This window comes from Bariatricus sp. SGI.154, from assembly GCF_050313795.1.
In the GTDB taxonomy this organism is placed as follows: Bacteria; Bacillota; Clostridia; order Lachnospirales; family Lachnospiraceae; genus CAMBRQ01.
Genome location: NZ_JBNPMC010000047.1, coordinates 1 through 26799 on the forward strand (window position 1 = coordinate 1; position 26799 = coordinate 26799).

Annotated in this window: 23 protein-coding genes, 7 tRNA genes and 2 pseudogenes; 13 read left to right on the top strand and 19 right to left on the bottom strand. The window is 41.4% G+C overall.

What is annotated here, in order from left to right; all coding sequences use genetic code 11:
- The 4 genes and pseudogenes from ACQRBN_RS15590 to ACQRBN_RS15605 form a co-directional block, all read right to left on the bottom strand.
- On the bottom strand, positions 1-1122 hold a 1122-nt coding region (locus ACQRBN_RS15590), incomplete at its 3' end, for a TRAP transporter large permease (RefSeq protein WP_427739970.1).
- Positions 1123-1145: 23 nt separating this feature from the next.
- Positions 1146-1649 (bottom strand): TRAP transporter small permease, encoded by a 504-nt coding sequence (locus ACQRBN_RS15595; protein ID WP_427739971.1) that lies wholly within the window; start codon positions 1647-1649, stop codon positions 1146-1148.
- 1 nt (position 1650) lies between these two features.
- Positions 1651-2360, bottom strand: a pseudogene (gene dctP / locus ACQRBN_RS15600) (TRAP transporter substrate-binding protein DctP).
- A 41-nt stretch (positions 2361-2401) separates the two neighbouring features.
- Positions 2402-3397 (bottom strand): LacI family DNA-binding transcriptional regulator, encoded by a 996-nt coding sequence (locus ACQRBN_RS15605; RefSeq protein WP_427739972.1) that lies wholly within the window; start codon positions 3395-3397, stop codon positions 2402-2404.
- A gap of 264 nt (positions 3398-3661) precedes the next feature.
- Here ACQRBN_RS15605 and ACQRBN_RS15610 point away from each other — a divergent pair, with 264 nt between their 5' ends.
- The 9 genes from ACQRBN_RS15610 to ACQRBN_RS15650 all read left to right on the top strand — a co-directional run bounded on the left by ACQRBN_RS15610 (position 3662) and on the right by ACQRBN_RS15650 (position 12927).
- The gene (locus ACQRBN_RS15610) at positions 3662-5143 is read left to right on the top strand and encodes a UxaA family hydrolase (RefSeq protein WP_427739973.1); all 1482 of its coding nucleotides are present in this window, start codon (positions 3662-3664) and stop codon (positions 5141-5143) included.
- A 16-nt stretch (positions 5144-5159) separates the two neighbouring features.
- Positions 5160-6659 (top strand): tagaturonate reductase, encoded by a 1500-nt coding sequence (locus ACQRBN_RS15615; protein WP_427739974.1) that lies wholly within the window; start codon positions 5160-5162, stop codon positions 6657-6659.
- A gap of 187 nt (positions 6660-6846) precedes the next feature.
- Positions 6847-7581 carry a response regulator transcription factor gene (locus tag ACQRBN_RS15620; protein WP_427739975.1) on the top strand — a complete coding sequence of 245 codons (735 nt, stop codon included), beginning with the start codon at positions 6847-6849 and terminating at the stop codon, positions 7579-7581.
- Between the two features lie 158 nt (positions 7582-7739).
- Entirely contained in the window at positions 7740-8666 is a 927-nt protein-coding gene (locus tag ACQRBN_RS15625; protein WP_427739976.1) for an ABC transporter ATP-binding protein, read from the top strand.
- Positions 8660-9433 carry a hypothetical protein gene (locus tag ACQRBN_RS15630; protein WP_427739977.1) on the top strand — a complete coding sequence of 258 codons (774 nt, stop codon included), beginning with the start codon at positions 8660-8662 and terminating at the stop codon, positions 9431-9433. The genes ACQRBN_RS15625 and ACQRBN_RS15630 overlap by 7 nt, the downstream gene beginning before the upstream one ends.
- A 33-nt stretch (positions 9434-9466) precedes the next feature.
- Complete coding sequence (locus ACQRBN_RS15635) at positions 9467-10393, top strand: sensor histidine kinase (protein ID WP_427739978.1); 927 nt, start codon at positions 9467-9469, stop codon at positions 10391-10393.
- Between the two features lie 156 nt (positions 10394-10549).
- Positions 10550-10873, top strand: coding sequence for a sporulation initiation factor Spo0A C-terminal domain-containing protein (locus ACQRBN_RS15640; protein ID WP_427739979.1), 324 nt, complete (start codon positions 10550-10552; stop codon positions 10871-10873).
- A 424-nt stretch (positions 10874-11297) separates the two neighbouring features.
- Positions 11298-11741, top strand: coding sequence for an Ltp family lipoprotein (locus tag ACQRBN_RS15645; protein WP_427739980.1), 444 nt, complete (start codon positions 11298-11300; stop codon positions 11739-11741).
- Positions 11742-12462: 721 nt separating this feature from the next.
- Positions 12463-12927 carry a tyrosine-type recombinase/integrase gene (locus tag ACQRBN_RS15650; protein ID WP_427739981.1) on the top strand — a complete coding sequence of 155 codons (465 nt, stop codon included), beginning with the start codon at positions 12463-12465 and terminating at the stop codon, positions 12925-12927.
- Between the two features lie 91 nt (positions 12928-13018).
- Here the strand turns inward: ACQRBN_RS15650 and ACQRBN_RS15655 are convergent, their stop codons facing one another.
- Together ACQRBN_RS15655 and ACQRBN_RS15660 are read right to left on the bottom strand one after the other, a co-directional pair.
- Positions 13019-13423 (bottom strand): hypothetical protein, encoded by a 405-nt coding sequence (locus ACQRBN_RS15655; protein ID WP_427739982.1) that lies wholly within the window; start codon positions 13421-13423, stop codon positions 13019-13021.
- Between the two features lie 340 nt (positions 13424-13763).
- A complete protein-coding gene (locus tag ACQRBN_RS15660) occupies positions 13764-14180 on the bottom strand; it encodes a helix-turn-helix domain-containing protein (RefSeq protein WP_427739983.1) in 417 nt (138 codons plus the stop codon).
- Positions 14181-14339: 159 nt separating this feature from the next.
- Here ACQRBN_RS15660 and ACQRBN_RS15665 point away from each other — a divergent pair, with 159 nt between their 5' ends.
- The 3 genes from ACQRBN_RS15665 (at position 14340) to ACQRBN_RS15675 (ending at position 16885) form a co-directional block, all read left to right on the top strand.
- Positions 14340-14660 carry a hypothetical protein gene (locus ACQRBN_RS15665; protein ID WP_005330993.1) on the top strand — a complete coding sequence of 107 codons (321 nt, stop codon included), beginning with the start codon at positions 14340-14342 and terminating at the stop codon, positions 14658-14660.
- Between the two features lie 142 nt (positions 14661-14802).
- On the top strand, positions 14803-15636 hold the full coding sequence (locus ACQRBN_RS15670; protein WP_427739984.1) for a rolling circle replication-associated protein: 834 nt from the start codon (positions 14803-14805) through the stop codon (positions 15634-15636).
- Positions 15629-16885, top strand: coding sequence for a tyrosine-type recombinase/integrase (locus ACQRBN_RS15675; protein ID WP_004845968.1), 1257 nt, complete (start codon positions 15629-15631; stop codon positions 16883-16885). Before ACQRBN_RS15670 ends, ACQRBN_RS15675 begins: the two co-directional genes overlap by 8 nt.
- An 82-nt stretch (positions 16886-16967) precedes the next feature.
- Here the strand turns inward: ACQRBN_RS15675 and ACQRBN_RS15680 are convergent.
- The 6 genes from ACQRBN_RS15680 to ACQRBN_RS15705 all read right to left on the bottom strand — a co-directional run bounded on the left by ACQRBN_RS15680 (position 16968) and on the right by ACQRBN_RS15705 (position 17498).
- A tRNA-Leu gene (locus tag ACQRBN_RS15680) sits at positions 16968-17054 on the bottom strand.
- A gap of 3 nt (positions 17055-17057) precedes the next feature.
- Positions 17058-17130: transfer RNA gene (locus ACQRBN_RS15685), tRNA-Val, on the bottom strand.
- Between the two features lie 37 nt (positions 17131-17167).
- A tRNA-Asp gene (locus ACQRBN_RS15690) sits at positions 17168-17241 on the bottom strand.
- Between the two features lie 6 nt (positions 17242-17247).
- Positions 17248-17321, bottom strand: a tRNA-Ile gene (locus ACQRBN_RS15695).
- 27 nt (positions 17322-17348) lie between these two features.
- Positions 17349-17421: transfer RNA gene (locus tag ACQRBN_RS15700), tRNA-Thr, on the bottom strand.
- Positions 17422-17426: 5 nt separating this feature from the next.
- Positions 17427-17498, bottom strand: a tRNA-Glu gene (locus ACQRBN_RS15705).
- Positions 17499-17723: 225 nt separating this feature from the next.
- Here ACQRBN_RS15705 and galE point away from each other — a divergent pair.
- Positions 17724-18743 (top strand): UDP-glucose 4-epimerase GalE, encoded by a 1020-nt coding sequence (gene galE, locus ACQRBN_RS15710; protein ID WP_427739985.1) that lies wholly within the window; start codon positions 17724-17726, stop codon positions 18741-18743.
- 139 nt (positions 18744-18882) lie between these two features.
- On the opposite strand, the gene ACQRBN_RS15715 is transcribed toward galE, so the two are convergent.
- From ACQRBN_RS15715 to ACQRBN_RS15745, 7 genes and pseudogenes are all read right to left on the bottom strand, one after another.
- On the bottom strand, positions 18883-20463 hold the full coding sequence (locus tag ACQRBN_RS15715) for a glucose-6-phosphate isomerase (protein ID WP_427739986.1): 1581 nt from the start codon (positions 20461-20463) through the stop codon (positions 18883-18885).
- Positions 20464-20593: 130 nt separating this feature from the next.
- Complete coding sequence (locus tag ACQRBN_RS15720; RefSeq protein WP_427739987.1) at positions 20594-21814, bottom strand: sensor histidine kinase; 1221 nt, start codon at positions 21812-21814, stop codon at positions 20594-20596.
- A gap of 73 nt (positions 21815-21887) precedes the next feature.
- Positions 21888-22664: pseudogene (locus tag ACQRBN_RS15725) on the bottom strand (ABC transporter ATP-binding protein).
- Positions 22651-24576 (bottom strand): ABC transporter permease, encoded by a 1926-nt coding sequence (locus tag ACQRBN_RS15730; RefSeq protein WP_427739988.1) that lies wholly within the window; start codon positions 24574-24576, stop codon positions 22651-22653. The pseudogene ACQRBN_RS15725 and the gene ACQRBN_RS15730 overlap by 14 nt, the downstream one beginning before the upstream one ends.
- Before the next feature lie 8 nt (positions 24577-24584).
- The gene (locus ACQRBN_RS15735) at positions 24585-25544 is read right to left on the bottom strand and encodes a sensor histidine kinase (protein ID WP_427739989.1); all 960 of its coding nucleotides are present in this window, start codon (positions 25542-25544) and stop codon (positions 24585-24587) included.
- Positions 25545-25703: 159 nt separating this feature from the next.
- Positions 25704-26456, bottom strand: coding sequence for a LytR/AlgR family response regulator transcription factor (locus tag ACQRBN_RS15740; protein ID WP_427739990.1), 753 nt, complete (start codon positions 26454-26456; stop codon positions 25704-25706).
- 110 nt (positions 26457-26566) lie between these two features.
- Positions 26567-26638 (bottom strand) — tRNA-Asn (locus ACQRBN_RS15745).
- Positions 26639-26799: the final 161 nt, after the last annotated feature.

Sequence of the window (26799 nt, forward strand, 5' to 3'; positions counted from 1 at the left end):
ACATAAGTTGAAGATCATCATAATACCAAAATGTACCGTATTCATTCCCAGCGTCTGACATACCGGAAGGAAGATTGGTGTAAAGATCAGGCACGCCGGTGTCATATCCATAAAAGTACCAACGATCAGCAGGATAACGTTAATCATAAGCAGAATCACAATCTTACTGTCACTGATAGACAAAAGTCCGGAAGATACCAATGCCGGAATATTCGTAAATGCCATTACCCAGGATATGATACTGGATACGCCGATCAAGAATATAATAATACCCGTCATCTCCGCACTGTCTTTCAGGATCTGCGGTATATCTTTTATCTTAATAGACTTATATACGAACAAAGACAATAGAAGGCTATAAACAACCGCAACTACGGAACCCTCCGTCGCAGTAAAGATACCGCCGATGATACCACCGATTACAATGATAATCAGCAGCAGACATGGCAATGCCTGAATAAAGATATTCCATTTCTCTTTTCCTGTGAACTTTGTCGTGCTTCTATATCCACGTTTCTTTGCAATAATGAAGATTACGATCATACAAGCCAGTCCCCAGAGGATTCCCGGGATATATCCGGCCATAAATAATGCTGCCACAGAAGTTCCGCCGCTGACCAGGGAAAACGTAATCATAACGTTGCTTGGAGGAATCAAAAGCCCGGTAGGTGCCGTAGCAATGTTAGCTGCTGCTGAGAAATTCGGATCATATCCTTCATCTTTCTCAATCGGTCCAATAATAGATCCCATCGCAGACGCCGCCGCCGTACCAGAACCTGAGATTGCACCAAAGAGCATATTTGCCAATACGTTCGTCTGTGCCAATGCGCCAGGAGTACGTCCCGTAACTACTTTTGCAAGGTTGATCAGGCGGACCGCAATCCCACCTTTGTTCATAATATTACCTGCCAGAATGAAGAACGGAATCGCCAGAAGGCTAAATACCGAGATTCCGGAGAAGATTCTCTGCGCTCCCGTCAATACCGCAATCCCCGTATCCATAACCGGCAGAATCGCACACACGGAAGAGATTCCGAGTGCCACAGCAATCGGCACACCTGCAATCAACAGGATAGCCAGTACAATCAAAATAATCAATCCACATACTAATGCAGTATTCATAATATCTCACTCCTTCCCATGCACTACTCTTTTACTTCTCTTTGTTCTCTTTCAACACCCGTAATCAGATCTATAATATTCAAGATAGAATAGATCACAATCAGGGCACCTGAGAGCGGTATAATCGTATAGATCACTTCCATCGGTATTCCAAGAGAAGCCGTAGACTGTGTCATGGTCAGGTCCATAATGGTAACTCCACCGTAGATCATTACGCTTCCTGCCAGTACCATAATCAGAACCTCGCTCAAGATATTCAGAATCTTCTGTCCACCCGCGCTTAATTTATCAGCCGCAAATCCCATGCGCATATGATCTCTTTTTCCAAATACATAAGCGCTTGCAAGCAGAGCCATCCAGGTAAAACTATAAGTCAGCAGTTCTTCCGATACCGTACTCGGACTTCTGAAAATAAAACGTGTTACAATCTGATAAGTTCCGATTACAACCATCGCTGCAAAAATCACCGCACACGCGGAACTTAAGACAAGGTCTATCCCTTTGCGAATATTATGCAATGCTTTCATCTTACTCTTCCTCCTGTGCGTATTTTTCATTTATTTCCTGAATATGGTCATACAGTTCCTGGATATTCGGATTCTCATCCAGCATCTCCTGCTGTACACCGGATACCTTATCTTTGAATGCCTCCACATCCACTTCTATAAATTCTACACCCATATCGTTCTGGGCGATTTCCTTTGCTTCTTCCACCTGCTCATCCCAGTATTTCATCTCTTCTTCCGTAGAGATGAGTGCTGCTTCCATGAAGATCTGATATTCCTCATCGCTTAATCCCTCCAGGAATTTCAGATTGCCGATAAGCATATCAGGAACCATCTGATGCATATTATAAGAATAATACTTTGCAACCTCTCCATGCTTATTGTTCGTAAGAGCTAATTCGTTATTTTCCGCTCCATCGATGACACCCTGCTGGATTGCTGTGTATACCTCTCCGATGCTCCCGTCTGCGTCAATTCAATTGCTTTCTGAGCACCACCAAGAAGTTCATTCGGATAGATCTGGACTTCATACTTGTCTCCCAGATTCTCCTCAATGTATGCTTTGAATTTTAACAATCCCAGATGTTCCGGATGCGTCTCAGACTGAGCGTGAGAGATACGGATAATCCTCTTCTCACTTTTAATAGACGCACATCCGGCAAGACCGGTCATACAGCCTGCAAGCAGCCCCACACAAAGGAGCAAAGCACATATTCTTTTCAAACCTTTCATTTTTTTAATTTCCTTTCACTGGATAATATTTCCCTTCGTGATCAGAAATCAGTTGTGTGGCGTTTTACCAGATGACATTTCACCATATGTTTCTGTTCAATCTCCTCTCCGCCAAGCAATGCCATCATGGAATCAATTGCCGTCTTACATAATATCTCACCTCTGGCATCCACCGTAGTGAGTTCAGGCTCACAACTGATAGAAAGTTCTGAATTATTATATCCTACGACATTAATCTCGCCCGGAACGGAGATTCCTCTCGCCTTCGCATACTTGAGAGCACCAATTGCCAATCCATCCTCTGTTGCGATCACACTGTCGAACTCCAGATTCCTACGCAGCAGAAGATTATCCCTGGTACGGTGAATCGAATTCTCCGTGTAAAATTTCAACTCTTCCCGAATCGGCATCTTATGAGCCTTAAGCGCATCTTCATAGCCTTTTAGTTTCTGCATCGCACTAAAGGAATCCGAGTTACTCAAGAATAGAATTCTCTTCTTTCCAGCAAAGATCAACTCTTCTGTTGCATCATATACCGCCTGGTAATCATCTGCCAGCGTGCAGTAAATATTCTCACCATCTATATATCCGTTGATCATAAATACCGGAATCTCCGATGCAACTTCTTTTATATAAGAAGCCTCTTCTTCACTGCCGCCTGCATAATTAGATCCAACCAATACCAAAGCATCGATGCGTTTCTTAAGAATCAGTTCCACAGCCTGGCGTTTATCTTCCTCATCATATCCACTACAATACAGAATGCAGTCATAACCATAACCTCTCAGATTCTTCTCCAGATAGGCCACCGCTTTTGCCATATAGTTGTCAGCCACATCCGGACATACCAGTCCAACAGTCTTCATGGAATTCAGTCCCAATCCTCTGGCAAATACATTCGGCGTATAATGATTATCTTCCATGACCTTCCGAACTTTTTCCTTCGTCTTATCACTGACTTTCGGACTATCATTCACGACTCTGGATACGGTTGCGATCGATACACCAGCTAATTTTGCAATATCATAGATATTCATAATTCACACTTCCTCTCCTCTTTCTCTCGAAGTGTAAGCCCTTACACTTATATTCATTATAACATGTATTTCTAAAAATACAATCCGAAGCACCATTCGCATTTTTCACATTTTTTTATTGGCGTTTTTGTTGATTTTTTACAAATCGTTATGGTTTTAACACTTTTTCATTTTTTCATATTGACGAACACATCTTTTTGTCGTATTTTAAATGTAAGCCCTTACATTTTTAATCTTCATGATTGAGAAAGGATATTATGTAACATGCAGACATTTCTTAAAATTCATCCAGATGATAAGGTAGCAGTTGCTTTAAAGCCCTTGTTCCATGGAGATGTCCTTACAGTTGACGGAATTAATATTACTTTATTAGAAGACATTCCCCAGGGTCACAAATTCGCCCTCTGTCCTCTGGCAGCAAATGAGCCGGTGATAAAATACGGTTCTCCTATTGGACTTGCCACACAAGACATAAAACCCGGCACCTGGATTCATACTCATAATATGAAGACAGGTCTCGGAGACTTACTTACTTATACATATACCCCGCAGATCACGCCGCTTCCCCCAACCGAAGAACGTTATTTTCAAGGTTACCGCAGAACGGACGGAAGCGTCGGCGTAAGAAATGAGATCTGGATCATCCCTACCGTAGGATGTGTGAATAACGTAGCTACTGCTATTGAACGCAGGGCTCAGATCTATAAGACCGGCAGTATTGACGCAATTGCGGCATTCCCCCATCCTTACGGATGTTCTCAGATGGGAGACGATCAGGAGCATACCCGCCAGATTCTTGCTGACCTGATTAATCATCCTAACGCTGGCGGCGTGCTGGTATTAGGTTTAGGCTGTGAAAACAGTAACATTGACGAACTGAAAAAATATATCGGACCTTATGATGAAAACCGCGTAAAATTCCTGGTATCGCAGGAATCTGAAGATGAGATTGAAGACAGTCTGAGATTCATCGAAGAACTTGCCGCATATGCAGGTCAGTTTCACCGAGAGCCAGTAAATTGCAGTGAACTGGTCATCGGCATGAAATGTGGCGGCTCCGACGGACTCTCCGGCATTACTGCCAATCCTACCGTTGGACGTTTTTCTGATCTTTTAATCTCCAAAGGCGGTACAACCATCCTCACTGAGGTACCGGAGATGTTCGGCGCTGAGACTTTGCTGATGAACCGTTGTGACAATGAAGCACTGTTCGATCAGACGGTCTCATTGATCAATGACTTCAAGAATTACTTCACCAGCCATAACCAGACCATCTATGAGAACCCTTCTCCAGGCAATAAAAAGGGAGGCATCTCTACCCTGGAAGATAAGTCCATGGGATGTACCCAGAAGTCTGGATCTGCGCCGATTAAGGGAGTTCTTGCCTATGGCGAGCGGGTAACTCAGAAGGGATTGAATCTATTAAGCGCACCGGGCAACGACCTTGTAGCCTCTACTGCTCTTGCAGCCTCTGGCGCACATATTGTACTTTTTACAACGGGACGAGGCACACCATTCGCTTCTCCTGTTCCAACAGTCAAGATTGCCAGCAATACGCCTCTCTATGCGCATAAGAAGAACTGGATTGACTTCAACTGCGGCTCTCTTACAGATGGGAAAGCACTTACAGAATTAGGAGATGAACTATTCGATTATGTCATCAGCGTAGCCTCCGGTCAGAGTGTAAAATCCGAAGAAGCAGGATTCCACGATATGGCTATTTTCAAACAAGGTGTAACCTTATAAAGAAAGGAATATATATATGAAAAGATTATCTTATGAAGTTTTAAAAGAACAGAATTATGACGGCTATCTCCTGAAGGATGCCCCGGAGAAAGTGCTGCAGTTTGGGGAAGGGAATTTCCTTCGTGCTTTTGTAGATTATTTCTTCGATAACCTGAATGAAAAGGCTGATTTCAATGGAAAGGTCACCGTAGTACAGCCACTTCCGAAACATACCCCTACAAGCGTGCCGGAATTCCTCAACGAGCAGGAGGGCTTGTATACCTTATATCTTCGTGGATTCGAGAATGGCCAGGAGGTGAACGCCAAAAGAGTAATCTCCTGCGTAAGCCGCTGTATCAATGCTTACAGCGATTATGAAGAACTGATGAAATGTGCCGATAATCCGGAACTTCGTTATATCACCAGCAATACTACAGAAGCAGGCATCGTCTACGATCCTGCATGCCAGTTTACTGACGCACCGGCGTCCAGTTACCCTGGAAAACTGACCCAGTTCTTATATCGCCGTTTTGAAAGATTCGGCAACGAAAAAGGAAAAGGATTCATCATTCTTGCCTGCGAACTGATCGATGATAACGGAAAAGTTCTCAAAGACTGTGTCATCCGCCACGCAAGACAATGGAACTTAAGCGAAGAATTCATCCAATGGGTTGAGGCAGAGAATGTCTTCTGCTCTACATTGGTTGACCGTATTGTAACCGGCTATCCAAGAACTGAGGCTGATGCCATTAATGAAGCGAACGGGTATGAGGACAAGGTACTCAATACCGGCGAGGTCTTTGGCTTCTGGGTAATTGAAGGACCAGAATGGCTGAACAAAGAACTGCCATTTGCAAAAGCGGGGCTTCCTGTCATCATCACCGATAACCACAAGCCGTACAAACAAAGAAAAGTCCGCATCCTGAACGGCGCGCACACTTCTATGGTATTAGGCGCTTACTTAGCAGGACAGGATATTGTCCGCAATTGTATGGCAGATGAAGTAATCTGCAGATTCATGAATAAGGCTATCTATGAAGAGATTATCCCTACGCTTACACTTCCTAAGGATGAACTGGAAAGTTTTGCATTCTCTGTAACGGAGCGTTTCAAGAATCCTTTCATCGACCATGCACTTTTATCCATCTCTCTGAACTCCACCTCCAAGTGGAAAGCAAGAGTGCTGCCTACGGTAAAAGATTATATCAAGAATACAGGAATGCTTCCAACTTGCCTGACTACTTCTTTCGCCCTGTACATCGCATTTTACCGTGGAAATGAACTGACAGATGCCGGGCTTAAGGCAGTTCGTCCAAACGGAGACAGTTATACCATCTCCGATGACAGAAGCGTCCTTGAGTTCTATCTGGCACATAAAGACGATTCTGCCCGTGATCTGGCTTATGCTGTATGCCAGAATACCGACTTCTGGGGCGAAGATCTGTCTGCCTTACCTGGATTCTCAGATATGGTGGCAGGAGTTCTGGAAAGAATCGAAACAAAGGGCACTTATGAAGTTATGAAAGACTGCCTGTAACACTACTTCTTCTCAAAAGGCTGGCATGTCTGCCTATCATTCATTTTAAGATAAGTGTATCCATAATGGCATCGTACTTTTAACAATGAAAAGTACGATGCCATTCTATTTTCCTCCCAACATTATAGTTGTAATCCCCCGGCAAACCGTGTACTATTACTATTAGCAAACTTCAAGGAGGCAACTCATGACATACTCACCTAAGATTCTGATTGTGGAAGATGACACAGATATCAACAACCTGATCTACAAGATTCTGATTAAGCAAAATTATCATGCCGTACAGTCCTTCTCCGGCACCGAAGCCAGCCTGAGATTAGATATGGAGCAATTTGACCTGATGATTCTCGACTTGATGCTCCCCGGAATGAACGGCGAAGCATTACTTCATGCATTAAGAGAGGAAAAGAAACTGAACATTCCAGTCCTGATTCTCTCTGCCAAAGCATCGCTGCAGGATAAAGTCCAGTTACTTACTGAGGGTGCCGATGACTATATCACCAAGCCATTTGAACCGGAAGAACTTCTGGCGCGTGTCCTGGCAGCACTTCGCCGTACCAGCCAGAACAGGAATCGGCAGGATCTCCCGGGTAGCAATGGGAATTTAGCGAATCATCCAGAAGATAACTGCTTCTCCTATAAGAATCTCTGTCTGTTTCCCGACCTTCGGAAAGTAACAGTGAACAGGCAGGAGATCACTCTCACCCGCCATGAATACGATATTCTACATATCCTGATTCAATCCCCGGAGAAGGTATTCTCCAGAGAGGCATTGTACGAGCAGGTATGGAACGGAGGATATTATGGGGAAGACAATACCGTGAACGTCCATGTCAGCAACATAAGAAAGAAACTGGCTGCTGCAGATTCTGATCAGGAATACATCAAGACCGTCTGGGGAATCGGATTTAAAATGGCATAAAATACTGCGGCAATCTTTATGATTTCTTTAAACTTTCTTGAAGACTTATTTATAAGACGGCAGGTATACTAACATACGTAATCAAGACATCCCCACAGAACTTACAGATTAACAGGGAATGCATTACCGATCATAACAGCAGAAAGGAATCAGACATCATGAACGAGTATGTAGCAGAAACCAAAAACCTTACAAAATACTACCATGACACCTGTGCGCTGAATCAGGCGAATATCTCTATAAAACGCGGAGAGATCTATGGACTGGTGGGCGATAACGGTGCTGGAAAGAGTACCTTCTTAAAGCTTCTGTCCGGACAGATCCATCCAACCAGTGGCGACTTGACACTTTTCGGGCAGCATATGCCACAGAAACTGATGCAGGCAAGATCAAGGATGGGAGTCCTGATAGAAAATCCCGGCTTCTATCCTCAACTTACGATCGAACAGAACATGGAATATTACCGGATACAGAAAGGCGTTCCCGGCAAGGATTCTGTAGAAGAAGCCCTGAAAATCACCGGACTTCTCCATATCAGGAAGAAACGCTGCAAGGGGCTCTCCCTTGGCATGAAGCAGCGCCTGGGACTGGCAATCGCACTTCTTGGAGTACCGGAATTCCTGCTTCTGGATGAACCAATCAACGGTCTTGATCCCAGCGGAATCCTTGAAATGCGTAATCTCCTTCTGAAACTGAATGAAGAGAAGAATATTACCATTCTGATTTCCAGTCATATCCTCTCAGAACTGGAGCAGATTGCAACCGTCTACGGATTCTTGAAGAATGGTTACCTTCTGCAGCAGATTACCGCAGAGCAGTTACGCAAGAAATGCAGCGACTATATAGAGATTCTTGTCTCAGACCCGGAGCAATACGCGGTACTGTTAGAACAGAAACTTCACCACGGAGATTATCAGATACTCCCTGACAGGAGGATTCACATTCTGAATGCAGATGAGACGATCGATACTTACAGCCGTCTTGCCAGCGATGCAGGACTTCAGATCATGAAACTGACCAGATATCGTCAGTCTCTGGAAGATTACTATATGAACCTGAAGAACGGAGGTGCAAAGACATGTTAAATTATATAAAAAGCGAATGGTATCAAGTGCTTCACAGCAAAAACATATATATCATGACAGCAATTCTGTCAGGAGGAACTCTGCTCATGAATATCATCCTGTGCATCAGCCGTAATGCAATTACGGACTTTCCTTACGGAACGTTCCGCTTCTCCCTAAATACGCTTACCGCAGTCCCATCTACCCTGATCATATTAGGCGCAGTCGTTGCCGCATGCGTATGTACCGAAGATCTCAAAAACGGTGTACTTAAGAATGCTGTATCCTACGGCATCTCCAGGCCTGCAATCCTTCTTAGCAAATGCATAATCAGTCTGGCTGCCGCGCTGATTACGATGATAATTACCCTTGTCATCTATATTGGAAGTGCTTATCTGCTTCTGGTCAATCCGGAATCTCTTCCTCTGAGAGAATTACTAACCGGCATCGGCGCAGTTTTGCCATGTGCAACTGCTTTCATGGTATTGATGATCGTCCTGCGGCTGCTCTGTCTGAAAGAGATGATCGCTGTCATCTGGTGGGTAATGATCTACTACCTGATACCTATGATCTGTTTCTTCGTTGGATTGAAGGTAGACATCTTTGAGAGAATCTCTGAGTGGATGCCTTACATATTCCTTAAAACGGGTGTCATGGTGACCATGAACAATTACCAGTGTCTCTGGGATACCTCAGAAGGACTTACGCGCTGCATCGTTGCAGGATTCATTGGAATCATCGTATTCCTCACATTTGGAGTCTGGAAGTATCGAAAGCAAGAATTTTAACTTGAATATGTTTTAGAAAGGGGCGAAATAGCCATGATACACTTATTACTCATTTTGATATCTCTAATAGCATTTTATCTGGCATACCGCCTCTTTCTCATCCGTAGATCCATATCCAGAACGGAAGAAGAACTTCGAAGTATCTCATGCGCCCCAATCGAAAATAGAATTCTAAAACTTCCATTTCCAGACCGACGCCTGGAAGGTCTTCTGAAAGCAATCAACCAGAATTTGGATGCTACCCGGACAGAGCGCCTTGCCTTTCAGAAAAAGGAACTGCAGTTAAAAGAACAGGTTGAAAACATCAGCCATGACTTAAGAACGCCCCTTACTGCAATTCTTGGCTATTTGAAAATGATTGATACAGGAAGATTGTCTGCGGAAGATCAGGAATACCTGGATATTGCCATCAGGAAATCTTACACACTCCAGGATCTCGTCTCTCGCTTCTATGAACTGACTCAGGTAACGTCCGAAGATTTCCACCTGGAACTGACTCCCGTGGATATTGGAAGACTTCTAAGAGAAACCTGTCTCGACCACTACGAATTGATTGAAAAAGAAGATCTGCAATTCCAAATGGATCTTCCGAATGTTCCTACTACAATTTACGGAGAGACCCAGGCTCTGGAACGGATCTTCTCCAATATGATACAGAATGGCATACGTTATGCGAAAAGCGAATTAGACGTCCGGATCATAGAATCTTCCGACTCTGGCAAGATTCAACTGATATTCGAGAATGATATTGCTCCTGAGATGGAGATCGATGATCCGGACAGGCTATTCGACCGTTTCTATATTCAGGAACAATCCAGAAGCCACGGCGGAACCGGACTTGGCCTTACGATCAGCAAGCATCTTACTGAACACATGAATGGAACAATGCAAGCGGCTTACTACAACAGACAAGAAAAAAGGATTCTGGCTTTCACACTCTGTTTTCCTTATTTAAACTGAATTTTTTCACCATCCATTCCGTCTCTGTTATGTCGTTTTTTGTAGTTTTTTATCTATTCAGCATGGATTTCATCTATTCCATTCCATTTTTTACCACTGCCTCCTCTTATCACGTAAAATATTTCTCGCACTACTTACGAAAGAGGAGGAATATATATGGAAAAAATCAAACGACTCATATTCAGCCTTGGCATACGCTCTACTTATCAGGGCTTTCACTATCTCTGTTATGCCTTAATGCTATGCCTGCAGGATGAGAATTATCTGTTGTCGGTGTATAAATATCTGTACACTGACGTAGCAGAACATTTTAATGTCAGCCGTGACAGTGTGGATCACTGCCTTCGAACTGTTGTATCAGCCTGCTGGTATAGAGGAAACAGGGATCTCCTTATCAAACTGTCAGGGTATAATCTGACCCAGAAGCCTACCAACGGTGAATTTATTGATATTCTGTATCAGGCTTTGGTTTCAACTTAGAATCTGCAAGGCTTAAAGCCTTGCAGATTCTAATATAGTTGCCTCCTTTCACTTTTTGGTATAATTGGTTATGCAGGTTGCAAATCGTCCTCCGAAAGGAGTTGATAACCATAAGATTTTACCGAATGATTACTTCCTCTGATCTCGCTCGTAAATATCAGCGTATCGAATACAAAGTAGTCGCTTTCTCTTATTGGATGGGAGCGGCCGCTCCAATGACTATCCACCTTAAGAAAGTAGTTTAAGGCTGCTTGTAACTATCAACCATCGCTCCAATGCAACCCGTAAAATAAAATTGAAAATATTCTATTTTATATTGACTCAGCATAGAAAATATTCCATAATCAGAATAACCACAAACGACATAGAATTTTTTATATACATCCATTATTTTTCGTAGAATATTTTCCACTTAATATTTGCTATGAATCTTCTTATACCAGATGAAGAAATCGATGCACTCATTGATAAAGCAGATGAGATAGTTGCCGAAAAGAAAGCAGCTGATGAAGCAGCAGAAAAAGCTGCCGCAGAAGCCGCTGCTGCAGAAGCCGCGAAACAGCAAGCTGTCGCTTCTGCTACATTGGAACAAAAAAATGCACTTAGCAGAGCAAAAGACTATTTGGCTTACACAGCTTTTTCCTACACTGGATTAATTGAACAATTAGAATATGAAGGATATTCAAATGACGCCGCCACATATGCCGCCGATAACTGTGGCGCCGATTGGAATGAGCAGGCAGCGAAGAAAGCGCAAGATTATATAGATTTCACTTCGTTTTCTCGGCAAGGGTTGATTGATCAGTTGGTCTATGAAGGTTTTACAGCAGAACAGGCTGAATATGGGGTCGCTGCTATTGGTTACTAATTATAAAACAGCCCTTCCCTATCTCTGCTCCAGACAAACCCGGTACCCCGGTGCCGGGCGCACCTTGACAATAGTATATTTACCCAGGGAGCCGGGGGACGTGTTCTCACCCAATCCGAAACCTAACGGAGGGTGGTGATTATTATGAGTACATATGAGGAATTAAGCTTAATCGTAAGCGTTGCTTTACTGATCATTGCCATTCTGAATTATACACATAAGAAATAGCCGTCCTGCTCTCGTCAAAGTTTAGGAACGGCTATACTCTTATAGCTACTATTAACTTTCGCCGGGTCGGGTGACTCGCACTCACCTTCCGGCTCCCTTGTTAAGTACATTATACCAAATATACCTAAAATGTCAAGAACCGCCCCTGCGCCAACAGAGACGGTCTTACAAGAACTATACAGCGCCAAATGGACAATATAGTTTACCTCATACAAGTATATCACAATCCTTTGACACCTGTATGTTACAGGTGTATTTTTTTACCCAAAAGGAGGCTGATATAATGGCAACCGCAAAGAAACTACCTTTCGGATCCTGGCGCTGCCAGGTATATTCCCACACAGAGGAGATACCGCAGAAAGATGGAACCTTTAAACGAAAACACAGGAGGACGTGCAAAAAGCCATAAACCTTGAAGCGATACATTTATCACCCAAGACTATCCGAAATATCCACGGGTTGTCAAGGTACCCTGGTCCATGTACATAGGAATATGGTACGAACCACTGACAACACTTGGATTGAAAAGGAACCGAAATCTTATGCTAGAAACCAATATATAGATTTTCCCGAGTTCATAGCAGAAAAGTTCAAAGGAAAGAAAGACCGTATTGTAAAGTTAAACCCAAACCAAATTACCGATAAATTCAAATATATCCTCAAAAAAGCCGGTCTGCCCCACTTTCGCTTTCATGATCTTAGGCATTACTCGGCAAGCATCCAGCATGCCGTAGGAGTTCCGGACGCATATATAATGCAGCGGGGAGGCTGGGGAAATGACGGTGTTCTGAAAGCGGTATATAGATATGCAATGGAAGAAAAATCAAGAGAAATGTCAAGTCTGACGAACTCACATTTTGAAAACCTATGCAACACAAAATGCAACACGAAAAAAAAAACCCTTGAAAAATCAAGGGTCTTACAATGCCGCAGACCGGAATCGAACCGTTTTACTTAATCTCAAATATTGATAGAAAGGGGCTTTGAAGACTTCATCACGGTTGCGGTGTTCAAAAAGTGTTCAAACGTTTGTCGCATACAAACTGGAATTATCTATTGTTATATTTTTCGTTTAAATAATCTATAAAATCAATTACTTTTTTATCTGATTTACACTTCATTAAAGGTAATACAAAATTAAATACTTTCGTAATTTCTTCTACCCAAAAAACATTTTTTTCTTCAGTTGATAAAGTTTGATATAAAGAAAAGTTAAAAGGCATTGTTATTACTGAATAACCATCTGAAGCTTTAAGACTTACTGCAATTTCTTTTGCATTTTCATCGCATTCAACATTTAATTGTTTTATAAAATCATTATCACAATATCTAACAACATTGTAATATTCAAGATATAAAAAATCAGATTCTTTTCGTATCAAAACTGTTCTTTCTTTTGTTTTTTCCAAATCTCCTAAAAATGCAGAAAATATATTTATTGCTCTTAATCTCATTTTATCACTCCTTTACAACTCGTTAAGGAAAGAATCGAAGGTGGTGCAAACGAAAAAGCAGTATGGAGACTTTTCATTAACTGCCCTTTCGTTTGCATCAATTTCGATTTTTTCCTTAACGATTTGTCTGTTTCACATTATACACAGTATAATTCCATTTCACAAAATGTTCAACAAAAAAAGGTATGCAAGATTTTTACATTTTCTTGGCATACCTCTTATTGCAGTATTCCCTTGTTCGTGTTTTTCCATTAACTAACGTTCCGCAAGGATGCCCAGTGCGACGGTTCCTAACAGGGCGGCGGGTCGACTGGGCAAGTGGTCGGCTGAGAAGCATTTTCTACTCAACGACATATTTAACGTTTGATTCTCTCCGTCCCTCATATTTCTCCTGTGTCAACAGTTTATCAAGAAATTCTGACACTTCTTCCATGTCTTCACTGTCTATCAAATCCAGTTTTATCAATACATCAAGGTCTGTCTGATTCTTCGGTTGTATTGAGATCGGCTGAGATGTATCCACAACCACTTTCAACTGTTTTGTCTTATTTGCTGTTTCAATATCCGTAGTTAATCCCATAACGTGGCTTTTACTCACGCCGAATATCTGTGATAATTTTTCCCATATAGATTCATCTCTCGGCGTTCCGTTTCCATTTTCATAGTTCGTAAGCATACTTTGTGAAATGCCTAATTCTTTTGCAAGTTCCGCAACGGTTATATTCTTTTCTTTCCGCAATTCTTTTATTTTATTCATAGCGAACCTCCTTTATAAGCACATTATATTTCATCAAATTTTCTCTGTCAATCTTTTTATCGGATATTCAGATATTTTCTATTGACATTCTGCAATGCTTGTTTTATCATAAGATTATCTTAATATCTGATAATCAGATATCTATAAGGAGGTGAAACGATGATTAGAGGAAATGACTTTATTTTAAATCCAGACAAACTGCAAGAGGAATTTCAGTTAGTAGAAGTTTCTGACTGGGTAGACTTTTCTACAAAAGAAAAATTAGGATTCTACTATACAGTTCTTCTTCCAAAATTAAAGTTTGAAAAAGTCAAAGTAGGCATTAAAGCTAACACAGCGATTGTTACCAACGAAGAACTTGAACAAAAAGGGCAGATTCCAGTCTCATTTGATGGATTACATACTTGGGCTAGTCTCTATAATGGACGTCTTTCTGTCAAAGCAGAAGCTTCCAATATCAGAAAAGTGGGAATGAAATAATTTCCCTACTATGTCAGCCAGTCAGTACCGGACAACGTCATAGGTGCTGAACTGGCTGACCTCTATACTTGATATATAAAACAACATCTTCCGAAAATAATCGGAACATTCATTACAAAAATTGGGATATGAGGTGAGATTCGTGAGCAAAACAAAAGAGTGTTTTGCATACAATACGAAAATCATTGAAACTCCTACTACAAAAGAAGTATATATTTACGAAAACCCTATTTTTATTCACTCAAAAGAAAAGGCTGATTTAACAGACACAAATAAACGAAAAAACTTTGATGAAATGTCAGCTCATAAGCAATATGACAGTTTAAAACGCAAGCAGAAGCATTACGAACAGGCTCGTTGGGATATTGCCCGTATTGTTGACTGCAACTTTGATAACAAAACAAAATTTGTAACGCTGACATTTAAAGAAAACATTCAGGAAATCCTGATAACTAACCGAGAATTTAAGTATTTTATCCAGCGATTAAATTATTATTTGTACCATACCAAAACCCAGTTATTAAAATACCTTGCAACGTGGGAGAAACAGAAGCGTGGAGCAATCCATTATCATGTTATTTTCTTTGATTTTCCGTATATAGCAAAAGAAAAATTACAGAATTTATGGTCACATGGATTTATTAAAATCAATCGCATTGATGTAGACAGCAAAGAAAACAGAGGTCGTTATCTTAGCAAGTATTTTGGAAAAGACCTTGATTTGAAAGAACATAAGAAAAAAGCCTTTTTTAAATCTCAAAATCTGAAAGTTCCACACGAAACAAAAGTCATGCTGACCGAAGACATTTTACATGACTTACAAAAAGAAAATATCGTCTTTCAGAAAGAATACACAAGGCAAATTTACGATACCAACGCTTTCTTATCTACTGGTTCATGCTTAAAGGACAGCAGTATTATCTACATCAAAATTAAAAAAGAAAATCCTTGCGTAAAGGGGGAATCTTATGGATAATCCCGTTACGTTTTCAGATATAACATTATTGAATACGTTAGCCACCTGTGCTAACATGACCACAGATGAAGTCTTCAAAGATTTTAAAATTATGGCAAATAAAAAAATCTTGAAGAATCACAAATATGAAATTTATTACTCGGAATCAGAAAAAAGCTGGCGTACTTATTTACCCGATGAAACCAAACCTAACAAACGCCGTCCTGTTAAGAGGAAGAGTAAAGAGAACCTTGAAAAAGAAATCATCAGATTTTATATCGAAAAGCAGAAAGCTGAAAACCGTCAGAATGTCACACTAGAAGAATTATATGCTGAATGGCTTTTGTATAAAAGAGATTATACTTCCGTAAAAGCAAAAACAATTCAAGAATATGTATCTGAATGGAATAGATTTTTCAAAGATACAGAACTTGTTAAAATGAAGATAGGCGAAATCAAACCAATCACGCTTATCCGCTTTTTCAGAGAAGCTACAAAAGACCGACAGTTCACGCACAAGCGAGTCAGTAATGCCCGTTCTGTTTTGAATGGAATAATGAGTTATGCGATCGAAGAAGAAATTATATCACATAATCCTGTCTCTGATGTGAATTTCAAACAGTTTACCTATAAGCCAGTAGAAGTACAAAGTGACAATGTATTTTCCCGTGATGATACGCATAAGTTATTAAATTATCTTCGGTGTATCATAGAGCCATATTCTCTTGCAATACAGTTATCTTTCTATCTGTTTATCCGTGTTGGAGAAACAAAAGCTATCCGTTGGGAAGATATTGACTACAATAACAGGCTTGTATATCTTCACAGACAGGCGACCTGTGAACGTACATTGAATGATGATTTAACATTCTCAAGCCGAAAAGTAAAAGTAGTAAATCAAATGAAAGGAAATACTTCTCATGGATTCCGTAAACAGTTCCTTACAGACGAAGCACTTAAAATTCTTCACAAAGCAAAGGAATTAAATCCAAATGGAATATATGTCTTTGAACCCAACGGCGAGATTATGACAACAGACAGCTTTAATCGCCGTTTGAAGAAATATTGCAAAGAAGCCGGTGTTCCTTATCATTCCAGTCATAAAATCCGCTTTTACAATGCTTCAACAGCTTTTGACGGAAATAATCTTACAACCCTTAGTTATTTAATGGGACATAGTGAGACAGCTACAACATTGCATTACTTGCGGAATGTCAATAAGAGGAAGAATGACAGGCTTGCTTTTCAGAATCTTGGTATTTCATCATAAAGTGTTCAAAGGTGTTCAAACATTTTAAAACAAAAAATAAGAGAAACGCTGTAAATTCAACGTTTCTCCCATTTTTAACTAATGCCGCAGACCGGAATCGAACCGGTACGGGAGTATAAGTCCCGCAGGATTTTAAGTCCTGTGCGTCTGCCAGTTCCGCCACTGCGGCATATGGGACCAATAGGGCTCGAACCTATGACCCCCTGCTTGTAAGGCAGGTGCTCTCCCAGCTGAGCTATGATCCCAAATATAAAATTATATCGTCGTATCTATTGATACGAGCGACCCAGAAGAGACTCGAACTCTCGACCTCCGCCGTGACAGGGCGGCGCTCTAACCAACTGAGCCACTGGGCCAGATAATGGACCTTCGGGGACTCGAACCCAGGACCGATCGGTTATGAGCCGATTGCTCTAACCAACTGAGCTAAAGGTCCAAAATCATAAAGTCCCTTATAGGACTAAGCCGATGATCGGACTCGAACCGATAACCTGCTGATTACAAATCAGCTGCTCTGCCAATTGAGCCACATCGGCATAAATGACTCCGACGGGAATCGAACCCGTGTTACCGCCGTGAAAGGGCGATGTCTTAACCGCTTGACCACGGAGCCACATCTATGTCAACACGTTGTCCGTGGTGACCGATATTTATAATACCACAACCGTCACTAATTTGCAACACTTTTTTTCTTTTTTATTGCTTTTTTGCATTTTCTCAATATTCTTATATTTTTATCCACTATACTTATTGCTATTATCGCAATTTTTCAATATCATAATAATCAAAGAATATCTTAATTACCCTAATAAGGCAATAAATACAAGGAGGAACCACAATGGCAAACATCTTAATTACAGGCGGTGCCGGATATATCGGCAGCCATACAGCGCTTGAACTTCTGAATCAAGGATATGAGGTAACGGTCTTTGATAACCTTTCTAACTCTTCTAGAGAATCTCTGAACAGAGTAGAAGAACTGACCGGGAAAAAGGTTGCTTTCTACGAAGGAGACGTATGCGATGCTGCTGCCCTGGCAGAATTATTCCGAAAAGAATCGATTGACGCAGTAATTCACTGTGCAGCATTAAAGGCAGTCGGCGAATCTGTTCGCAAGCCTCTGGAATATTATCAGAATAATATCACAGGAACATTAACCCTGATGAATGCAATGCGTGATGCTAATGTGAAGAGTATCGTATTCAGTTCTTCCGCTACGGTATACGGAAGCCCTGAAGTAATGCCAATCACAGAAGACTGCCCGAAAGGACAGTGTACCAATCCTTACGGATGGACCAAGTCCATGATGGAACAGATCATGACCGACTTACAGAAATCTGATCCGGAATGGAACGTTATCTTACTCCGTTACTTTAACCCAGTTGGAGCCCATAAGAGCGGACGTATCGGCGAAGACCCAAAAGGCATTCCGAACAATCTGATGCCATACATCTCTCAGGTTGCTGTCGGCAAACTGGAAAAATTAGGCGTATTCGGCGATGACTATGATACACCGGACGGTACAGGCGTACGTGATTACATCCATGTAGTTGACCTGGCTATTGGTCATGTAAAAGCAATCGACTACATCCTGACTAATCCTGGACTTGATGTTATCAATCTTGGTACTGGTGTTGGATACTCCGTACTTGATATGGTAAAAGCATTCAGCAAAGCATGTGGAAAGGATCTTCCATACGAGATCAAGCCTAGAAGAGCAGGTGATATTGCTATGTGCTATGCAGATCCATCAAAGGCGCTGAAAGTCCTTGGCTGGAGGGCTGAGCGCGGACTGGATGAAATGTGTGCAGATACCTGGAACTGGCAGTCTCAGAACCCGAACGGATACGAGGCATAGATCCCTATTGCAAACAGTTATCCTATCAAAGAATAGAAAATGAAAAGAACGGTCTTCTTCTAAATCCATTCAAAAGGGCAGGTGCCTTATCCATAAGAACCTGCCCCATACTTTTTCAATATCTTCTCTGCATATTCCTTTAGAAAATTCCCAGCAACTCACTGTAAGCGGTAAGCGCACCATCAGTATCCTTAGCAAGAACCTTCTTAGCAAGAACCTTTCCTAACTGTACCCCTTCCTGATCAAAACTGTTCAGATTCCATACAAATCCCTGAAACATAACCTTGTTCTCAAAATGCGCAAGAAGCGCGCCCAGTGATTCCGGTGCAAGCTGCTCTCCAACAATGATACTGGATGGTCTGCCGCCCGCGAAATATTTATTCGGATTCTCATCGTCTTTGCCACAAGCAAATGCCATAATCTGTGCAGCCACATTCGCGCTAAGTTTCTGCTGGCTTGTTGTATCCTGAATCGGGATATCATTGCCCATCTGATTATTCTTGAATCCAACAAACTGCAACGGAACGATCGTGGTGCCTTGATGTAACAACTGATAGAAAGAATGCTGTCCATTCGTACCAGGTTCTCCAAAAATAACTGGTCCTGTCGCATAGGAAACTTCCTCTCCAAAACGGTTCACACTCTTACCATTGGATTCCATATCAAGCTGCTGTAAATGTGCCGGGAATCTGCTTAATCCCTGGGAATATGGAAGCACTGCCGTTGACTCGTATCCAAGGAAATTACGCTCATATACACCAATCAATGCATCCAGCATTGCAGAATTCTGTCTGATATCCGTATTCTTTGCCAGCGCATCTTCATCTGCCGCTCCCTTCAGAATACGGGCATATACATCCGGTCCAAAAGCAAGAGAAAGAATTACTCCTCCAACTGCTGATGTGGAAGAATATCTTCCGCCGATATAATCATCCATATAGAATGAATCCAGGTAATCCGGATTGCCTGCAAGCGGTGAAGTCTCGCTTGTAACCGCAACCATATGCTTAGATGGGTCCAGCCCCGCATTCTTGATCGCATTTTTAACAAATGACTCATTCGTCAAAGTCTCCAATGTTGTTCCTGATTTTGACACCAATACAAAGATCGTGTGCGCTATATCAATCGACGAAAGAACTGCCAAAGCGTCATCCGGATCAACGTTGCTGATAAACTTAGCCTCCATCTTAAGGGTATTGTTCACCTTCGCCCAGTTTTCAAGACTTAGGTATAATGCACGAGGACCGAGATCGCTTCCGCCGATACCGATCTGCACTGCTGTTGTAAACTTCTCGCCTGCCTCATTCACAACCTCGCCTGCATGTACCTTATTAGCGAACTCTGCTGCTCTTGACTGCTGGCTGACATAGAACTCTCTTTTATTTACTCCATCGGCAATGACATCCTCGCCCAATTGTCCACGGGTCAGCTGGTGGAGAACCAGTCTCTTCTCACCGGTATTAATTACAGCGCCATTATATAATTCTGCATACTTCTCTGTAAGAGCAGCCTCATCAGCAAGTTCCTGCAATACTTCTAACACTTTGTCATCCACATTCTTTGCTGCAAAACTATATACCATTCCGTTTGACATAGGCACTCTGTATTCTTCCACACGTTTTGCGCCATTTTCTCCTGCCATGGCTGTTTTAATATCTACTGGCTCAAGGCTTTCCAGTTTTCCATATGACTCCAACTGGTCAAAATTCTTCCATTCCATTTCCTATCTCTCCTTCTATTAGCGACCGAACACGATCTATTTTTTATAAGTATACTAGAATCCGTCCTATTTTTCAATGTTCTTGATTGTTTCTTGATTATTTAACCACAAAAAAATGAATAACCGTCTCTTATTTGATGATTTCAATCTGCTGAAGTATCTTCTCCTCCGTAATATGCAGTTCATGCATCATATCTGCATGCCTTTCCAATATCTTCTCCGCCCAATACAGCCCGAATCCTCTTCCTTCCCCTTTCGTAGAATATCCCTTTTGCACCATCTTCGCAATATCCGGTCTGACAGCAAAATTATTCTCCACACAGAACAGAACTCCCTTCGAAGTCTCAACAATTGTAATATCAACCTCTCCGTCTTCCAACTGCTCAGCCTCTTCTACCGCATTATCTATATAGATTCCTACAATCCGGATCAGGTCTTCCATAGCGCTATATGTTACATTAAGATTCTCAGAAATATGCACCTGTATTCTAAGATTACGCGTCAAGATCGATAATAACTTCTCATACAGGAATCCTTTTAACTCCATTGGATAGATATTCTTCAGATACTTCCATGCCTCTCTCTGTTCATTTTTATCCCCCGCCGGCAGTTTGATATTCGTATAGAAGAAGTCTCGCAATTCCTCCATCTGGTTCTCCCGGATGAATCCCGCCATAGTCGATAATATATTCTTATAATCATGCTGGAATGCTCTCATCTCATCCACCATTTGCTCCAAATTGCCAATATAACTTTCCAGTATTTCCTGCTGGCGAATCTCAGATTTCCTCTTCTCTTCTTCCATCAGGCGCACCGTTTCATCCGACATATCCGCGATCTTACTTCCAAGCATCCAGACGCCCTCAAACATGATAATCAGTACTAGATATCCGTCTACATTAGAAGGTATCACACTGACCGGGTTCATGCTATAAGCAGTATAAAGCGCATAATAAGCATCTGATTCCTCCATCCATATATCGTGAAACGTCATGATAACGAATGCAAGCATTACCACTGCCCCCATCATTGGAATTCTTGTAAAACATCTTCCCTTCATAGCAACAAACGCATAAATCATACCTAATATATGTATCATCACAATAAAAATGCATACTGCCACAAACCACAATGCGGCATTTTCCAACTTTGGCAGGATATTTTCTATTTCCACTAATATTAACTTCCTATATGAATCTACATAATTGCCTGTTTTGAGGCATTCGAACAGATATCCCGCAACACTACACCGATATTCTCCACAATTGATCCAGGGCAGGAAAAAATCAACTAGCATCAACGCTCCCATGATAATATCAAACTTTTGGCTTTTGGATAAATTCTTTCTCACTTTCTGCTTCTCCTTCGATTCCTGCTAATTACTTAACTTCAATTATATAGCATTTATCAAAGGTCCACAATTATTATAATTCTTTCATTCTTGCCAATATCTCCGTATAAAACTCCTCCTTGCTGCCTTTTCTTCTGAGATCTTCCAGTATCACGCCATCCTTCAGGAAAATAATCCGCTTACAGCTGCTTGCCACCTGTGGATCATGAGTAACCATAACGATTGTCTTTGCCATCCTCTCATTCACTTCCTCCAGTGCATCCACTACAATCTTGCCTGACTTGGAATCCAAATTCCCTGTAGGCTCATCCGCAAGAATCAGATCCGGATTATTAATTAGCGCCCTGCTGATCGCCACTCTCTGTTTTTCGCCTCCTGATAATTCATAAGGATACTTATTCAGCAGATGGCTCAGTCCAAAATGAGCAGCATATTCCTCTCCTTTTTCCATACACGCCTGTGAGTTCTTCTTATCCAATACCATTGGCAGCATAATATTCTCCTTCACAGACAGACTGTCCATCAGGTAGAAGTCCTGGAATACGAAACCAATCTCCCTTCTGCGGATATCTGCCAATTCGTCACTCTACAACTGTTCCGTATCTTTCCCACAAAAATATACCTTTCCCTTGGTCGGCTGGTCAATAAGTCCCAGAACCTTTAACAGCGTCGTCTTACCACAGCCGGATTTGCCCATAATCCCGACAAATTCCTGTTTTTCCACGGTAAAATCCAGCCCTTTTAATACTTTAATATCCTCTGATTTTTCTTCTCCCGTGCCAGATTTCGGATAATTTCTATAAAGTCCTTCTACCTTAATTACATATTCATTCATATTATTTTCGCTCATCTTTTCCCTCCACTTTATACACGTATATCGTTACAAGGCACCAGATAACTACTCCACTGACACTGATACATATTCCCCATAAAGGAGCCATAATCCTAATGTAATTATGGATATCATCCGGTTGATAGAGTCTTGCGCAGAAAACTGCCCCTGTATAAAGCAAAGCGAAAATCATAGCCAATACCATCGGTAGAACATAATAATAGCAAAGCAGTTCTCTTCTGATAATCCCAATCCTTTCTTTCCTGCGCATCCCCATACACTCAAGGAATCTGGCTCTTCTCTGATTATTCTCCATCTCTGTCAGCATCCTGATCCCCACCAGCACTATATAGATGACGGAAAATGCGATCATCACCAACAGATTCATAGCAATCTTCATAACCCGTTCCGTTCTCAGATCCTTAATGGCATCCTGCTTCGTATAATAGCACAATACCGATGCATCATATGCCTCATCATAGACATGCCGTTCCCTGAATTCTGCTAAGTCCGATACAATATCCGCAATCTCTTCCTGATCAGCATTGATTAACACCAGTTTTGTCGGTCCCTGGCGGATGGTAACATCTGGTATCCTTTCCTCTTCCGGAATCGGCTCTCCTGTCCAGATATTCGTCATCTTCCATATTTCCTGTGCCTGTGCAAAATATGCATCAGAAAAGACAACTAGATTCTCCCGTAATCCCTGACGGAATACACCTGTGACACTTCCAATCTCTTCTCCAACAATATTCTTATAATAATATCCCACATCCTTTCGCTTCGCATGTATGGCATCCACATATTCGCAAGGCTGTCCTATGTGTATCAGCGGCTCTCTGGCAGATACCTGATAATAGTCTAGCGGCTGTGCTTTCACCGATTTGTCCTGCTGATGAACGACATAGATATTCTCTCCTTCTGCATCTAGTCCAAGCGATGCAGCCTGATAAGATGAATCCAACTTCTTCTTTAGCGCATGGTAAGTACTCTCCGAGATACCGATATGCTGTCCTTGAGGCGGATCGGGCTCCGAAATCCCTTCTCTGCGCTCTGTGGAATCATAATTCGATACCCTCAGCATCGGGTAAGTATCCATTTCCGTCTCATATTTTTCTTGAAGTCCACTAAGAATATCTTCATCCCCATCGTCTGCAATACATACAATATCATAAGGATACAGCACATCTTCATCTTCCGCTATTCCGGCAGATATCATCTGAAATGAAAAATAGAATAATACGCAGAACTCAATCACTGTCAGAGCATAGATATATCCGGCACTTGTTCTCGATCTATGAAACAACTGGTTATGTATCAGCAGTTTCTTAAGATAGTTCCTCCCTCTTCTTTCTTTTATCAGGTACTCTGCCATCCCATAACGCAGAACCATAAAAATTCCCGCGAAGAATAATAGTAGCAAAACGACACTCTCAAAATTCCGAAGCTGCTGATACTCATTGATGGTATAAATACAGATCAGAATTCCAATCATCATCAGACCTTTCCGCCACCGTACCGGCATCTTTTCACGAATAGCCTTAAGATCTGTAGATTTCCCTATATTAAAATCAACAAATATATCCCTGGCAGCCATGAACGATATTAGATAAATTAATAAAATCGTACCTATGGATTTAAGATACGCAACAACCCCAACCTCCGACAGACCGATATTTACCCCTAAAAGTTCTTCTGATTTCTTAGAAAACAGATATAAAGCCCCTGTTCCCAGACACCCTCCAAGCACCAAAGTAATCAAGAGCAATGACACGAATTCCAGTGCGATAAAATATTGTAACGTCTTCTTCCGCATTCCCAGTGTCAAAAAAATCCCATAGTTTTTAGCCCTGCATCTTAAGTAATAGAAGGACAAGATAACGATGATAAAAACAGAAATAAGCCCCAATGGAAGGATTGCATTCAGCAAGATTGCATTCAGCCCATTGAAAAGTTGAATCCCCTTTCCTCACCTTTCGTAGAATATCCTTTTTCTACCATCTTCACAATGTCCGGTCTCACACCATAATTATTCTCTATACAGAACAAAACGCCCTTAGAAGTCTCGATGATGGTAATATCAACCTCCCCATCTTCTAGTTTCTCAGCCTCTTCTACCGCATTATCTATATAAATTCCCACAATCCGGATCAGATCTTCCATAGCGCTATAAGTTACATTAAGATTCTCAGAAATATGCACCTGTATTCTAAGATTACGTGTCAAGATCGATAATAACTTCTCATACAGGAATCCCTTTATCTCCATTGGATAGATATTCTTAAGATACTTCCACGCCTCCTTCTGTTCATTTTTATCTCCCGTTGGCAGTTTAATATTCGTATAAAAGAAGTCTCGCAGTTCCTCCATCTGGTTCTCCCGAATGAATCCCGCCATAGTTGATAATATATTCTTATAATCATGCTGGAATGCTCTCATCTCATCCAACATTTGCTCCAAATTCCCAATATAACTTTCCAATATCTCCTGCTGGCGAATCTCTGATTTTCTCTTTTCCTCCTTCAGCTGTAGGGATACTTCATCTAATTCCTTCGCAGCCAATCCCAAAATCAGCCAAACTCCATCTAATACTATGACTAGTGCCAAACGTAAAAAAATGATATTCGGTACCGCGCTCGTCCAATCCTTATCGTGAACATTACCCAAAAACCATATCGCCCTGATCATCGATAGGATAGCTAGCATCATTACTAACGTAAGAACTTTCGGGATTCTTGTTAGGCTTCTCCCTCTTATCGCATCAAATAGATAAAACAAATCCAGCACCTGCATAACTACAACGACCATACATGCTCCCACGAACCATCGTGCAGTCACATCCAACATATACGGCTCATTTTCTATCCCTGCAAAGAACACCTGTCTATATATTTCCACAGGATTGCCTGCTCTAATATATTGAATCAGATACAGAAGGATATTACATTGGGATTCTCCGTACCTCATCCATGGAAATAAGAAATAGATAAGCGTCAATAGTCCCATAATTATATCCACTTTTTGAACTCTGGATAAATCTCTCCCCATCTTTTGCTCCTATAAGATGTTATTGATACTCTTCATGATACGGTAAGATATCTCCATCTGATACCCACCTTTCAGCATTACGATCCGGTTTTTCTTATCAACCTCTCTGATCATACTTTTTTGGACGATACATGATTTATTAATATATAAGAAATCATCATTCAACATCTCATACAGATCCTTTAACGATTGCCGGACATTCATAGTCTGGTATGCCGTATAGATCTCGATCTGATGCTTTCCTTTTATTGCCTGTATCAATATAATATCTTCGACAATCACTTCGACAAGGCGGCTGCCACACTCGATAACAAGTGTCTCCTTTTTCTCCTGTCTTGTCTGCTTCTCAATCTTCCCAAATATATTATTAAGTCTTGCTTTTAAACCGTCACTTATATTATTGGACAAGAAATGCCGGGGACTTTTTACTATATAATCCAGGACTCCCAGTTCATATTCGAATACTTTGTATGCCAGTTCTTCATGTGATGTCAGATAAACCAGATAGTACTCTCGATTCATTTTCTTCAGTTTCCTTGCAAGACCGAAGCCATCCATCGAACAGCCCTTTAACTGGATATCGATAAAAAACAGTGCCAGATTAGACTCATGCTCTCGTATATCAGCAACAATCTGTTCTGGATTCATCCTTGCTGATACGATTCTTGCATCTACGTGCGTCGCCTCCAGATATTCTTCCAGGATTTTCTTAAAATACAATAGTTGTATCTCTTCATCTTCACATAGGTATATATCTATCATTTTAGTCACCTTTCAAACATATCCATCGCCTGACCAATATAACATACTTTTTTATATGATTCAATATAAATAAAACCTGTAAACAATCAAGTCTACAGGTCTTCTTCCAACTCCCCGAGTTGGGCTCGAACCAACAACCCCACGGTTAACAGCCGTGTGCTCTACCATTGAGCTATCGAGGAATACCACTATTCAATTATAGCCCTTTACAAATGCTTTTGCAAGGGCTTTTTCCATGTACCCTGAAAACTGCATATAAGAAATACTCTTCATCCACTTACCTATCACCTTGCTTGGTCATGCCCTCGACCGATTAGTAGCAGTCAGCTCCATATGTTGCCAT